Source organism: Sphingobacterium sp. JB170 (assembly GCF_900163865.1).
In the GTDB taxonomy this organism is placed as follows: domain Bacteria; phylum Bacteroidota; class Bacteroidia; order Sphingobacteriales; family Sphingobacteriaceae; genus Sphingobacterium.
The window spans coordinates 19,653-33,536 of the sequence record NZ_FUKU01000025.1 but is presented as its reverse complement, the minus strand read 5'-3'; the positions used below and the strand labels follow the sequence as shown (position 1 = coordinate 33,536).

The 13,884-nt window shown below is 40.8% G+C and carries 14 protein-coding genes; 6 read left to right on the top strand and 8 right to left on the bottom strand.

The window, feature by feature from the left end:
• The 8 genes from FM107_RS05425 to FM107_RS05390 all read right to left on the bottom strand — a co-directional run bounded on the left by FM107_RS05425 (position 1) and on the right by FM107_RS05390 (position 8,423).
• The gene (locus FM107_RS05425) at positions 1-1,089 is read right to left on the bottom strand and encodes a DegT/DnrJ/EryC1/StrS aminotransferase family protein (protein ID WP_086947503.1); all 1,089 of its coding nucleotides are present in this window, start codon (positions 1,087-1,089) and stop codon (positions 1-3) included.
• Positions 1,086-2,531 carry a lipopolysaccharide biosynthesis protein gene (locus FM107_RS05420; protein ID WP_086947502.1) on the bottom strand — a complete coding sequence of 482 codons (1,446 nt, stop codon included), beginning with the start codon at positions 2,529-2,531 and terminating at the stop codon, positions 1,086-1,088. Before FM107_RS05420 ends, FM107_RS05425 begins: the two co-directional genes overlap by 4 nt.
• A gap of 8 nt (positions 2,532-2,539) precedes the next feature.
• On the bottom strand, positions 2,540-3,418 hold the full coding sequence (rfbA, locus tag FM107_RS05415) for a glucose-1-phosphate thymidylyltransferase RfbA (RefSeq protein ID WP_086947501.1): 879 nt from the start codon (positions 3,416-3,418) through the stop codon (positions 2,540-2,542).
• A gap of 21 nt (positions 3,419-3,439) precedes the next feature.
• Complete coding sequence (gene rfbB, locus FM107_RS05410) at positions 3,440-4,489, bottom strand: dTDP-glucose 4,6-dehydratase (protein ID WP_086947500.1); 1,050 nt, start codon at positions 4,487-4,489, stop codon at positions 3,440-3,442.
• Between the two features lie 11 nt (positions 4,490-4,500).
• On the bottom strand, positions 4,501-5,883 hold the full coding sequence (locus tag FM107_RS05405) for a nucleotide sugar dehydrogenase (RefSeq protein ID WP_086947499.1): 1,383 nt from the start codon (positions 5,881-5,883) through the stop codon (positions 4,501-4,503).
• A gap of 9 nt (positions 5,884-5,892) precedes the next feature.
• Positions 5,893-7,179, bottom strand: coding sequence for a nucleotide sugar dehydrogenase (locus tag FM107_RS05400; RefSeq protein ID WP_086947498.1), 1,287 nt, complete (start codon positions 7,177-7,179; stop codon positions 5,893-5,895).
• Between the two features lie 82 nt (positions 7,180-7,261).
• On the bottom strand, positions 7,262-7,738 hold the full coding sequence (locus FM107_RS05395) for an adenylyltransferase/cytidyltransferase family protein (RefSeq protein WP_086947497.1): 477 nt from the start codon (positions 7,736-7,738) through the stop codon (positions 7,262-7,264).
• Positions 7,739-7,886: 148 nt separating this feature from the next.
• A complete protein-coding gene (locus FM107_RS05390) occupies positions 7,887-8,423 on the bottom strand; it encodes an ArsR family transcriptional regulator (RefSeq protein ID WP_179204409.1) in 537 nt (178 codons plus the stop codon).
• Positions 8,424-8,766: 343 nt separating this feature from the next.
• Here FM107_RS05390 and FM107_RS05385 point away from each other — a divergent pair, with 343 nt between their 5' ends.
• Genes FM107_RS05385 through FM107_RS05360 form a run of 6 tightly spaced genes read left to right on the top strand, consistent with a single transcriptional unit; the run spans position 8,767 to position 13,867 of the window.
• Positions 8,767-9,522 carry a TonB-dependent receptor plug domain-containing protein gene (locus FM107_RS05385; protein ID WP_086947496.1) on the top strand — a complete coding sequence of 252 codons (756 nt, stop codon included), beginning with the start codon at positions 8,767-8,769 and terminating at the stop codon, positions 9,520-9,522.
• A complete protein-coding gene (locus tag FM107_RS05380; protein ID WP_086947495.1) occupies positions 9,519-10,709 on the top strand; it encodes a hypothetical protein in 1,191 nt (396 codons plus the stop codon). The genes FM107_RS05385 and FM107_RS05380 overlap by 4 nt, the downstream gene beginning before the upstream one ends.
• An 8-nt stretch (positions 10,710-10,717) precedes the next feature.
• The gene (locus FM107_RS05375; protein WP_143559438.1) at positions 10,718-11,131 is read left to right on the top strand and encodes a sialidase family protein; all 414 of its coding nucleotides are present in this window, start codon (positions 10,718-10,720) and stop codon (positions 11,129-11,131) included.
• 26 nt (positions 11,132-11,157) lie between these two features.
• Positions 11,158-11,865, top strand: coding sequence for a FadR/GntR family transcriptional regulator (locus FM107_RS05370; RefSeq protein ID WP_086947493.1), 708 nt, complete (start codon positions 11,158-11,160; stop codon positions 11,863-11,865).
• Complete coding sequence (locus tag FM107_RS05365; protein ID WP_086947492.1) at positions 11,862-12,806, top strand: dihydrodipicolinate synthase family protein; 945 nt, start codon at positions 11,862-11,864, stop codon at positions 12,804-12,806. Before FM107_RS05370 ends, FM107_RS05365 begins: the two co-directional genes overlap by 4 nt.
• The gene (locus FM107_RS05360; protein ID WP_086947491.1) at positions 12,782-13,867 is read left to right on the top strand and encodes a kelch repeat-containing protein; all 1,086 of its coding nucleotides are present in this window, start codon (positions 12,782-12,784) and stop codon (positions 13,865-13,867) included. Before FM107_RS05365 ends, FM107_RS05360 begins: the two co-directional genes overlap by 25 nt.
• Positions 13,868-13,884 lie beyond the last annotated feature (17 nt).

Genomic DNA, 13,884 nt, shown 5'->3' with positions numbered 1-13,884 from the left:
TTATATATTATTTATAGCTTTAATTATTAGAGCACTGATCAGTTTAACTTCCTCAACCGTAAGATCAAAGTATAAAGGAAGGCATAGCACTCTCGACGAAATACTGTCGGCAATTGGTAGTTCGGGACTCTCTTTTAGGTATGGCAACACAGATGCCAACGAAGGATAAAAATATCGTCGAGAAAATACCTCATGTTTGTCTAATTTCGCTTTCACTCCTAATAAAACATCTTCATTTTCAAAAACTAACGGATAGTACGCATAATTGGAAGCAGACTGAGCATGCCATTTCGGTCTAAAAACATTCACTGGACCTAATGATTCGTTATAACATTCAGTTAACAACTTTCTTTGCTTATATATTTGATCAACATATGGCAAATTGGCAAGTCCCATTGCCGCATGAAACTCGGAGTTCTTCCCATTGATTCCAAGTTCGGTAAATGATTCGGAACCTGAGATTCCAAAATTACGCATTGACGATAGTTTTTTCAAAACATCAGGACTCTTTGCCACTAAAAGTCCTCCTTCGATTGAATGATATAATTTGGTCGCATGTAAAGAACAAGTCGTAATATCGCCGTAGTCAAAAATCGACCTACCATTTACAGTTACACCAAAAGAATGAGCACCGTCAAAAATAACTTTTAAATTGTATTTCCTCGCAATACGTTCTATCTCTTCGACATCACAGGGATTCCCATATACATGTGTCGCAAGTATAGCCGATGTTTTCGCTGTAATTGACGCTTCTATCTTTTTTGAATCAATATTCAAAGTGTTATCATCTATGTCAACAAACTTAGGCGTACATCCTTCCCAAACAATACTGGAAGTTGTAGCAACGAAAGAGAAAGGTGTAGTTATCACTTCTCCACTTAAATTTAGAGCCTTGATTGCCATCTGAAGCGCAATGGTTCCATTTGTTACGAAAAGTAAATTCCTAACATTCAAATAGTCTTTTAGCTTCGTCTCTAGATGCGATGCCAATGGCCCCATATTCGTTAACCATTTTCTTTTCCAAATATCTTCGACATATGCATTGAACTCTTCCACAGGTGGAAGAAAGGGTTTAGTAACGGGTATCATATCTTCAATTTTTTACTTTTAAGGAGATCTAAACAATAATATAGCGGCGTTGATTTAATGATAAAATTAAGGCTTAAGTATGTCGCCAAACTGACAAAACCACCAACACCAACAAGGTAAATAGAAGCAATCCCATGTATATGATTAATTATAAAAGACGTAACAAAAAACATAATTCCTGCAGACAGAAATGTAGGCAACATATCATAAAATTGTTGCTTACTATTATAATTAATCATTTCGGAACTATAATAGGTATTTATGAATAAAGCTAAATAATTACAAATTACACTACTCCAGACCAATCCCATAATTCCAAATTGAAATCCGACAAACAAACCAACAGTAATAATAGATTTCTTAATGACTTCTAACTTTAAAAACATCTCACTTCTTCCATAAACTTTAAAAACATTTAAATTAAACGCATGGATAGGGTAGAATATACTTGATAAACACAGAATCTGAAAATATGGAACTGCAGAGAGCCATTCATCTCCCAATGCAAATTGAAACAAAGGATGGGCAATCGCAGCCGCACAAAACATAAGTGGACAAGTGATAAAGAATGCCAGACGCATTATCTTTCTGTATACTAGAGAAATTCTATTCGTGTCCCCTTGTATACTTGATAAAAGCGGATAAGTAACTTTCGTCATTACACCCGTCAAAATATTTACTGGATAATCATTAAACGCTTTCGATCTTTCAAAAAAACCCAATTGTCGTGCCGAGTAAAATTTACCGATGATAATATTATAAATATTTTGATACACGGTTGTGAGTAATCCTGAGAGCATTAATTTATAACCAAATCCAAAATGAAATTTCGCTGATCTTTTTGAAAAATCTAAAGAGGGTTTCCAGTCTGATCTCAACCATAATATTATAGATTGGACACATTGTGTTGATAAATACATAAACACAATTGACCATACACCATTACCTAAATAACCCAATGAAATACCCACCGACACCCCCACAATCGTTCCTGGCATATTTTGTTTCATTATCCTTTTAAACTCCATTCGAGAATTCAAAATTGCCAGCTGAACGGCAGAAAAAGCTGCAATTATAAAACTTAGTCCATATACTCGAATTAAGCCAGTTAAAACAGGTTGATTATAGAAGCTCGATATTAACGGAGCTAGGAAAAAAATAATAATATAAAACACCAAGCTCAATCCAAGATTCAGAAAAAAGACCGTTGAATAGTCTTCGCTATTAGCATCTCTTTTACGAATAAGTGATGCTGACATACCACTATCCATTATTGTAGTACCGATAGCAACAAATACTGAAATCATACCAATCAATCCAAATTCAGCAGGCCCTAACCATCGTGCTAAAATAATAGTAGAGATGAACGACAAGCCCCTTAGTATAAAGGTATCCGCGATCGTCCATACAAGACCGGAAAGAGTTTTCCTTTTTAGTGACATGTAAAAAACTAACTAATTCTAAGTACTTGCTTCTTAATATAGGAAAAATAATCTCCTTTTAAATCTCTTACTTGCAAAGCTAAATCGGCCGAATTAATCCATTTATAAAGCATCGAAATCTCCTCTAAACAAGCAATTTTTAACCCAGTTCTCTTTTCCAATGCTTTAACAAATTCTGTTGCTTCAGTTAATGATTCATGGGTCCCGGTATCAAGCCAAGCAAATCCTCGGCTAAGAGTCTTCACCTTTAAATTGGATTCACATAAATATCGCTGATTTATACTGGTTATCTCCAACTCTCCCCGGTGCGACGGTTTCACTTTTTTGGCTTCGTTCACCACCGAATTTGGATAAAAATACAAACCAACTACAGCATAGTTTGATTTCGGTTGAATAGGCTTCTCTTCGATACTTGTCACATTCCCGTCAGCATCAAATTCTGCAACGCCATACCTCTCAGGGTCATCTACATAATATCCGAAAATCACAGCACTATCTTGTTCTTCGACAACCTTTACAGAGTCTCGTAGTACCTTTTGAAAACCTGCTCCGTAGAAAATATTATCACCCAGGATCAAGCATACGTCATCTGTCCCGATGAAATCTTCTCCTATAATAAAAGCTTGTGCTAACCCATCTGGATTGGGTTGTTCTGCGTAGGTCAATCGAATACCAAATTGACTCCCGTCCCCAAACAGTTTTTCAAAATTAGGCAAATCATATGGCGTCGAAATAATTAAGATATCGCGAATCCCTGCCAGCATCAATACCGAAAGTGGGTAATAAATCATCGGCTTATCATATACGGGCAAAAGTTGCTTTGAAACCGCTATTGTGAGTGGATGGAGGCGTGTTCCTGATCCGCCAGCTAAAATAATTCCTTTCATTTATACCTTAATTTATGATGTTTATTGATATTGATTTCGATAATAATTCTGATAATCTCCTGAGGTGACATCATTTAACCATCCTTCGTTTGACAAGTACCAATCAATTGTAATAGAAAGTCCTTCTTCAAATGTAACCGATGGATTATACCCTAACTCTTTATTAATTTTGGTGGCATCTATCGCATAGCGCAGATCGTGACCTGGGCGGTCCCCTACAAAGGTTATTAACTGAGCTGACGTTCCGTTTAAACGACCTAATTTCGTATCCATCTGACGACAGAGTTCCTTAACCAAATCGATATTCTTCCATTCATTAAATCCACCAACGTTATATGCTTCACCATCTGTCCCTTCATGAAACACTAGATCGATTGCTCTAGCATGGTCAATTACATATAACCAATCTCTCGTGAATTTCCCGTTCCCATAGATAGGCAGAGGTTTGTCATTTAAAATATTGTGAATACAAAGAGGGATCAATTTTTCAGGAAAATGATTTGGTCCATAGTTATTGGAACAATTTGTCAAAACGATCGGTAGCCCATAAGTATCATGATAGGCTCTGACAAAATGATCCGATGAAGCTTTTGATGCTGAATATGGCGAATGTGGATCATAAGCCGTATGCTCTGTGAAAAATCCTGTTTCCCCAAGTGTACCATAAACCTCGTCAGTAGAAACATGATGAAAACGCTTTCCACCAAAATCATCTTTCCAAATCTCTCGACTAGCGTTCAACAAATTTACTGTTCCAATCACGTTTGTCATGACAAACAGAATAGGGTCGGATATTGACCGATCAACATGTGATTCTGCGGCTAAATGGATAACCCCATCCGGCATATATTGCTTGAAGATCTTTAAAACAGTATCTGCTTCCGTAATGTCTGCCTTTACAAAACTGTAATTAGGATGATTTTCTACATCATTAAGGTTTGCTAAATTTCCCGCATAAGTCAGAGTGTCTATATTGATAATATGATAATCGGGATATTTCAATACAAACTCGCGAACAACATGTGAGCCGATAAAACCAGCTCCTCCTGTGATAACTATATTTTTACTCATTTAATATAAGATTACTCGCCAATTGCATAATATTCGAACCCTAATTTGTTCATTTCAATATTATTCAACAATTTCCGTCCATCAAAAACAAAAGCAGGCTTTTTCATTTCTCCTTTAATTTTATTCCAATTATAAGTTTTAAACTCGTCCCATTCTGTCAATATAGCAACCGCATGAGCGTCACCCACCGCGTCATACGGGTCGTTTACGATGGTAACCAAACGCTTAATTTCTTCAAGAGAACGAGTACCAAGTGAAACGAGATCACTATAAATTTGATTATCACTAACTTTTGGATCATAAACAACCACCTGAGCTTCTTCATCCATTAGATAGTCTGCTACATATATAGCTGCTGATTCTCGTGTATCATTAGTATCTTTTTTAAATGCCCATCCCAAAAATGCGATTCGCTTCCCGTTAACAGTATTATACATTGTCTGGATAATTTTTTCTGCAAATCGAGATTTCTGATGATCGTTCATCAAAATAACCTGCTCCCAATAATCTGCAACAGTATGCAAATTGTACGTTCTGGCGATATATACTAAATTCAATATATCTTTCTGAAAACACGAACCGCCAAATCCGACAGAAGCCTTCAAAAATTTCGAACCAATACGTGAATCATATCCAATGGCTCTCGAAACCTCATCTACATTGGCCCCTGTTACTTCACATAATTCTGAAATAGCATTTATACTCGACACTCTTTGGGCCAAAAAAGCATTAGCGACTAATTTAGACAGTTCAGAGGACCATATATTGGTAGTAAGAATTCGTTCTTCCGGAACCCAACTCCTATAAATCTTAACCAAAGCTTCAATAGCGACTTCGTCATCCCCTCCAATTAACACACGATCAGGGTTTAATAAGTCTGATACTGCTGTACCTTCCGCGAGAAATTCAGGGTTCGATAACACATGAAAATTAACTCCATTACCTGTATTATCAAGAATATTCTTAAGAGCGGCAGCTGTACGGACAGGTAACGTAGATTTTTCTACGACAATTTTGTCGTCTTTGGCGACAGCTGCGATCTGGCGCGCACACAATTCAATATATTTAAGATCAGCGGCCTGGCCTTTTCCCTTTCCGTATGTCTTCGTAGGAGTATTAACCGAAATAAAAATCATATCAGCTTCGTCAATTGCCCTTTCAACATCAGTGTCAAAAAACAAGTTCCGATGACGTGCATCTCGAACAATTTCATCAAGACCCGGTTCATAGACGGGAAGATTAGCTAAATTCTCGTCATTCCATGCTGCTATTCGTGCGCTATTTAAATCTACGACTGTAATTTTAATATTTGGATTCTTATGCGCAATTACCGACATCGTCGGCCCACCGACGTATCCAGCGCCAATACAAGTTATTTTTGTTATTTCTCTCATCTCTATAAATTACAAACGAGCATCAACTAGATTTCGATCCAAACAAGCTTTTATGTCGAATACTACTGATTTTTCATTCCTCAAGCGTGCTAAATCCATAGTTAAGAATTCAGTATGGGATACAGCTAAAACAATTGCATCATACGTTTTTCCTGACTCCAACGCCGACAAAATATCTACGTTATATTCGTGCTTTACTTCTTCTATATCTGCCCATGGATCGTATATATCTACTGCTACCCCATACTCATTCAATTCCCTATAGACATCAACTACTTTAGTATTTCGAACATCTGGACAATTTTCTTTAAAAGTGACCCCTAATATTAAAGCATTAGCATTACTCACAACGATATCCTTTTTGATCATAAGCTTAATAACTTTCGAAGCAATAAACTCTGCCACAGAGTCATTGACGCGACGACCAGATAGAATCACATTTGGGTGATATCCTAATTGTGTCGCTTTATGGGCTAGGTAATATGGATCCACAGAGATACAATGCCCTCCAACCAAACCGGGTTTATACTTCAAAAAATTGAACTTCGTACCGGCAGCTTCTAACACATCATTCGTATCGATTCCTACTCTATCGAAAATTAAAGCGAGTTCATTTACAAATGAGATATTAACGTCGCGTTGTGCGTTTTCAATAGCTTTAGAGGCTTCCGCTACCTTAATGTTTGGGGCCTTATGTGTGCCTGCCTTAATTATGGTTTTATAAAGTAGATCGATCTCCTCTGCTATTTCAACCGTAGAGCCGGAGGTAACTTTTTTAATTGTTGTTAACGTATTAACTTTGTCTCCCGGGACTATCCTTTCTGGGGAATACCCCACAAAGAAGTCCTGATTTAATTTTAAACCTGAAAAACGTTCAAGTATAGGAACGCAGTCCTCCTCGGTACACCCCGGGAAAACGGTTGACTCATATATAACAATGTCTCCTGGAGAAATTACTTTACCCAACATTTCTGATGCCTTTAAAAGTGGAATAAGATCGGGTGAATTATATCGATCTATGGGGGTTGGCACTGTAACAATATAAATCTGCGCCGCCCCGAGCTCGTCTAGTGAGTGTGAGCTTTTATAGCCTTTTTCAAAATTGGTTTCTTCGGCAAGTTTAAGTCCCTTTTTCAACTTTTCTAGATCAGCTTCAAGCGTCCGATCCTTTCCGGCGTTTAACTCATTTACACGTTCTTGATTTATATCAAATCCAATAACAGGAAAATGGAGTGAAAATTCTATTGCTAGTGGTAGACCAACGTACCCTTGACCGATGATAGCGATTTTTTTCATTTTTTAAATTTATCACGAGGACAAAATCCTCTATTTTATATTCGATTTATTACTTTTTCAAAAATTTAATCTCAACACAAAATTATTTTTTCCCATTCTTCTCCGCTTCTTTTTCCGCAACAATCCTTCGCAACCCCGAACTTGAAAATCGATGATCGCGACTGTTGAAATACAATTCAATCCCTTTTTTTTCGCAATATTCACGACCTGTAAAATTCTTATCTTTATACTCATCTCCGACAATTCTCACGTCCAATTTAAAAGATTTTAATATATCTTCAAGATCTCTCTCAGTAGAATATGGCACAATTTCGTCAACGTACTGGCATCCTCGAAGTTGAATATAGCGCTCCACGACAGTCTGTGTAGGAGGATTCTTTTCAGGCCTGTCAAGCGTTGGATCCATTTGTAACCCACAAATCAAATAATCACACTGACGTTTTGCTTCAGCCAACATCATTATGTGTCCAGCATGGAGCAAGTCAAACGTCGAAAAAGTAATTCCGACTCGGGGACCCGGATTGTAATCTCTTTTCTTTTTTACTACCTCTTCTTTCATACTTTTTTACCGAATTAGTGCAATTCCTGTATCCTCGTTCTAATAAATTTAATAAACTTTACTTCGCGTATACTCCGTTTAAAAATTTCAAAATGAAATGCAAATTCCTACTCGTCCAGTCCGCTTAACACAATAAATATGCCATATCTTATCGACGTGGCCTAACTTCTTTTACAGACAATTGTTTTTGATAAACTACGATATGAGCGCCACTTACTTCATTTCCAAACTGCATCGAAATTTTTTTATTAATAATTTTTGATGTTTTCTCTGCAAGCTGCTTTAAATATTCTTTATCTAAAGCATCTCCTTGTACAACTATATCTACTTTGCTCGATTCCAAACCTTGCGCATAAGGACCAATTAGAATAACTTGCTTGACATCGCCCGCCCGTTCAAGCACCTGTTCAACAACTTTATCAATCCCAAGAAAAGAATGAATCAATTTTTGAACAGGAGAAAATAATGGGTGGTCAATATTCGCTCTATAAACCACTTTCTTCTGATCCTGCTTCTTTTCTAAAAATCCAGCTTCTGTAAGCTGGTTTAATTCTTTTCTTATACTATTGGTTGATTCGTCAAATTCCTCCGCGATCCCACGTAAATATCCAGTGTTACTTGCTGATACAAAAAATTTGATCAGCAGCTTAAGTCTTGTCTTCGATGTTATTAATGCATCTAACATGATTGGATAATAGGATTGAGTAACAAAAGTACTCGAACAATATTTCATATGCAAGTTAAATTTATATTAACTGTGTTTAAAATTGTCCGTACGACTCATGCAAACGTTTCCAAGGCCCGGGTAAGAATAATTTTGTAGAGATTATTCGATATTTGTTTGTAACAAAACACCGCACATTATCGCAGTACAGTTAAGAAATCCCCATAACGCTAAATCAAATTTCAAGAAATTTCAGAGCTATTGATATTCAATATTTTACCAAAGACACTTTGATTTCTAAAACTTTCCTCTATATTTGTTGTATTGTCATACATATAGACTAATCACTATAAACTCATTTGTTATGAAAACGATGTTAATCAGCCCGCTAAGCTGCTCTTTTCTGCTACCTATTTTTGCACAAGTCAAGCTTGGTGGACAAATCGCTGACCAGAGGAGTCAACCAATTAATGGCGTTACTATCGGAGTTAAAGAAAAAACAGTCCAAACAAGTTCAGACGATCAAGGGGAATTTGAATTAGAGGTAGAATCATTGCCCGTAACCTTGCTGGTCAGCAACATCGGATATGCTACTTTAAAATATCCAGTGAATTCTCCCCAGAAAAGTTTAGAAATCGTGCTTAAAACCGCCGAATCAAATATTGATGCAGTTGTTGTCGTCGGTTATGGTACGCAAAGTCGAAAGACGCTGACAACAGCTATCTCGAAAGTAGACGGCAAAGCGATACAAGACATCCCAATAAGCACGATCGGTGAAGGTCTACGAGGTAAAATAGCCGGCGCGCGGGTTTACCAATCCAACAACTCTCCTGGAGCGGATGCCGTATTTCGGATTCGTGGAGGTTCCTCAATCAATAAAACCAATGATCCACTAGTTTTAGTAGATGGGGTCGAGCGCTCCTTCTCTGGCGTGAACCCAAACGATGTTGAATCGATCGAAGTGCTTAAGGATGCGGCATCGACAGCTATTTATGGTTCCCGCGCATCCAACGGCGTGGTACTAAGTACAACAAAAAATGGTAAAAAATCGTCATCCGGAAGGATAACCTTTGATGCTAACTATGCCTTCAGAGCCCAGAGCCTACCATCGACTTCATGAATGCAAGGGACTATATTTCAATCGTCAGACCAGCTGTTGCTGTGAGCCCTGAATACAATTTCAATTCCGGCTATTCTGCTAGTAGTGGAAACGATGCCAGTTCAATATACTCCTCTCGGTACCTAGAAGCGGGGGAGTCCGTTCCTGCGGGATATTCCAGCACGCAGGATCCCCTCGATCCCTCAAGGACCATTATTTTTCAAGACAACGATTACCAGTCGCTACTGTTTAGAAATGCTGCGTGGCAAAATTATTATGTTGGACTCGACGGCGATAGTGAGACTGCAAGATACGCTGGAAGTGCCGGATATACAGACGATAATGGCGTAGCACTTGGAACAGATTACAGCCGGTTTAAACTGACCTTAAACACCATGTTCGATTTTTCAAATACGTTGTCATCGGCGTTTGAAAATCAAATGAATGTAATTGCGCGGGGCCTTGCAACTCCGCCCACACAATTGGTATACTATCCTGATGGCAGGCCCACCCCGGGGTACAATGCTACGTCGCCAAATCCCGTTTGGTGGGATTACACGCGTGATATCCAGAACAAAGATAAGCGGCTCTCGCTATCGGGGGGCTTAGATTACCAGCTGCTTGAGGATTTAAAAGCACAGGTCGTTGTATCTAATTTTTCGCACACCACCAACTACAGCTATTTTGAAAAAGCACACGAGTTTAGTGGACTGCGAACCACCAAGCAAAGTAACGGACAGTTAGATCGGCTGAAATTTGATGGCCTTTTGGACTATCACAAATCTTTTAGGGAGCATCACGATTTGACGGCTATGCTCGGATCTTCCTACCAGCAGACCGATTTCTCCGAATTTTCTGCTGCCGTAAATGGTGCCAGCTCCGACAAAGTTCCCTCTCTATCGGCCCGACCTAATAAAACGGATGCCGATAGTGACAAATGGCGGCAAGTGCTCATAGGCTATTTTGGGCGGGTAAACTATAGCTACAAAGATTGCTACCTGCTAATGGGAACCTTCCGGTATAATGGCTCCTCATTGTTTGCTAAGGAGACCCGGTGGGGATTTTTCCCTGGGGTCTCTGCAGGATGGATCATCTCTGAAGAAGATTTCTTCAAAGACCAAAACGCGGTTAGTTATATGAAATTAAGAAGTAGCTTCGGACAGACGGGGAACAACCCCGTCGGGCTGTATGACGACCTGGTGAGCTGATGTTCAACATGCGGACAAATAGAAATAGAGGGCTACCCGTCCCGGGGAACGGCAGAGCCGTCGCTACAATGAAAGATTTTGGCGAAACCTGGCAGATACACCTCAGCTCACTAAACGCGTTGATCATGCCGACCTGCATGGCGAGCTTACATAAATACATCGCTCCAGATAAGAATGAAATATTATTCTTTTGTAACCCACACTCTACCAGTAAACGCGACCATATCTCCGTGCAGGCCAGCTTTGATTACGGTGATACCTGGTCGGATGAGAATATCGTTTTACTCGATGAATGGAGTGGACGCGGCTACTCCTGTATCACCTCAGTGGACGAACAGACGATTGGCGTAATTTATGAAGGAAGCCAGGCCGACATGGTATTTCAAAAGATTAAGGTCGACGAGTTTTATCAGAAAAAATAATTAAACAAAACAACATATAATCACACATGACAACACCAGACTCGAAACCGGGCTTCCAACCTATTAAAGCGCTCTCACTGACAGATTTAGTCGAGCTTAAGCTGCGCGACTACCTGCAAGAAAAGCAGCTGGTAGTAGGCGATGGACTGCCTTCAGAAATGGAAATCGCTCAGGCGCTGGGCGTCAGCAGAAACATTCTGCGCGAAGCGCTAAGCCGCCTGCGGATGCTGGGCATTATCACCACAAAAAAGAAAATAGGCATGGTGCTCGCACACCCCGACGTGCTCGGAAGTCTAGAGAAAGTGCTCCAACCGCAGCTGGTGGACGCGACTACCTTGCAAGATATTTTTGAGCTCCGCTTGGTGCTCGAACTAGGAATGGCCGATTTACTTTTTATGCGTATCAATGAAAGGCACCTGAATGAGCTCGAGAAGATAGTCAAAAATGATGGACAGAAAATAACCAGCTTTCGGATAAAAAATGAAATCGCATTCCACGGGAAACTATACGAGATTACGGGCAACCAGACACTCATGCGCTTCCAGTCGATGCTCATGCCGCTGTTTGATTATGTCCTTAAAATCGAAAAACGCGTAGTTACCCCAAAGGTGAGCCACGCCGACTTGGTCGAGCTGATAAAAAAAGGCGATAAAGACGCTTTCAAAAAAGGGATGGAAGAACACCTTCGCCCGCATTTAGATGCCCTTAGTACACTAAAACAAACAAATTCATGAAATTTAAAAACGCTACTAAAATAGAAGGCTTACTCGCCGCCGCTTTTACCGCCTACAACGCTGATGGATCGGTAAACCTGGATTACATCCCTAAGCTCGCTGATCATCTGTATGATCAGCACCTAGCCGGCATTTTTGTCTGCGGCACAAACGGAGAAGGTTTATCTTTAGCCATGGACGAGCGGAAGGCTATTGCCGAAAAATATGTCCAGGCGGTAAATAAAAGAATGAAGGTGATCGTGCACGTGGGCCACACCTCGATCAGCGAGGCCAAAACGCTGGCCGCCCATGCTCAAGCAATCGGCGCGGATGCGATTTCTTCGGTCTGTGCGTTTTACTTTAAGCCCGCGAGCGAGGATCTGCTGACTGTTAGTTTGAGCGAAATTGCGGGCGCAGCACCGGAGCTTCCATATTACTACTACCATATCCCGCACATCACCGGCGTGAACGTTAATTTAGAAACCTTGATTCCTAAAATAGCGGCCGCAGCGCCAAACTTTGCGGGTATTAAATTCACCTCACCCGCTATCCATGAGTATCAAGACGGCCTGCAGATCTGCGCTGATGACCACGATATGCTCTACGGCTTTGATGAGCTCTTACTGCCGGCGCTCTCCGTTGGCGCTAAGGGGGCAATAGGGAGCACCTATAACTACGCGGCGCCAATTTACCTCCAGGTGATGCGATTATTTGCTGATAAAAAAAATCAGCAAGCGCAAGACATACAGTATCAGGCGATAAAAATGATCAAACTGATCGGTAAGTATGGTCCTATCCCAGCCCAGCGCGCTATAATGGAGATGATAGGCTTCGATATGGGTAGTGCTCGCCTGCCTTTAGGAACGCTTTCGGCGACCGAAAAAAGTGAGCTTAAAAGTGAGCTAGAGGATGTCGGATTTTTTCAAACATTAGCCCTATGCACGGAGCTCTTAAAAAGATAGTGTTGCACGCGGGATTAACGCTCCTTCTCGCAGTGCATCTAGACGCTCAGGCGCAAAAAGCAAGTTGGGGAATGCTCGCCGCTATTCCAGATTCACTCGGGTTTGCCGGAAGCTACGCCGGAAAGCTGGAAGGCGGCATCGTGTACGCCGGTGGCGCACAGTTCAAGGGTGGCATACCACCGTGGAAAAACGGGAATAAAGTATACTCCGACAAAGTTTATTTTCTCTCTACCGAAACCGCGAGCTGGGAGCTCCTCGGACGACTGCCAATGCCCTTAGGTTACGGCGCCTCAGCAAGCTTTAATGGCAACTTTTTTATAGCGGGCGGCAGTGACGGCGCTACTTGTTATAAGCAGACGTATCAAATCTCGCTTGCAAGTGACAGCCTCCAGATTAAGAAGCTGCCAAGCCTGCCCGTTCCGCTTACGAATCTAGCCTTTGCCCAATATAACAACTACTGGTACGTCATTGGTGGACAGGTGGAACAGCCTGCCAATCAGGCTTCAAAAAGTGTGTTTCGGTTTGATCTTTCGGCTCCCGATCGCGGCTGGCAGCAGCTTGCTGATTTGCCGGGGGAAGGAAGAATTTTCGCTGCCGCCGCAGCGAGCAGCAGCGGTCTCTATGTTTTCTCTGGCGCTTCGCTCCATCAAGCAAAACGGAGGTACCTGAATGATGGGTTTTTCTTTAACGGAGAATCCTGGACCAAAATCGCGCCTGTACCCTACTCCATCACCGCGGTAGCAAATCCTGGAATTGCGGGCGTAATAGAGGATGAAATTCTATTTGTATCGGGCGATGACGGTAAGCTTGCGCAATCAGATCTTCGCGAGAAACATCCCGGGTTCGCAAGAAATGTACTATCCTACCACATCAAGCAAAACCAGTGGAGTGTTCGCGACACGATTCCTAAGTTTTTAAAAGCCCATTCCAGCGGCAAGAAGCTCCGTGTACATGCGCCAGTAACCACCTCAGCCGTAGTATGGAACGGAAGCATTATTATTCCCGGAGGCGAGGCGCGCCCAGCGGTGCGAACAAATCAAGTACTTATCTATAAACCTTAAAATACTCAAGCAAACTG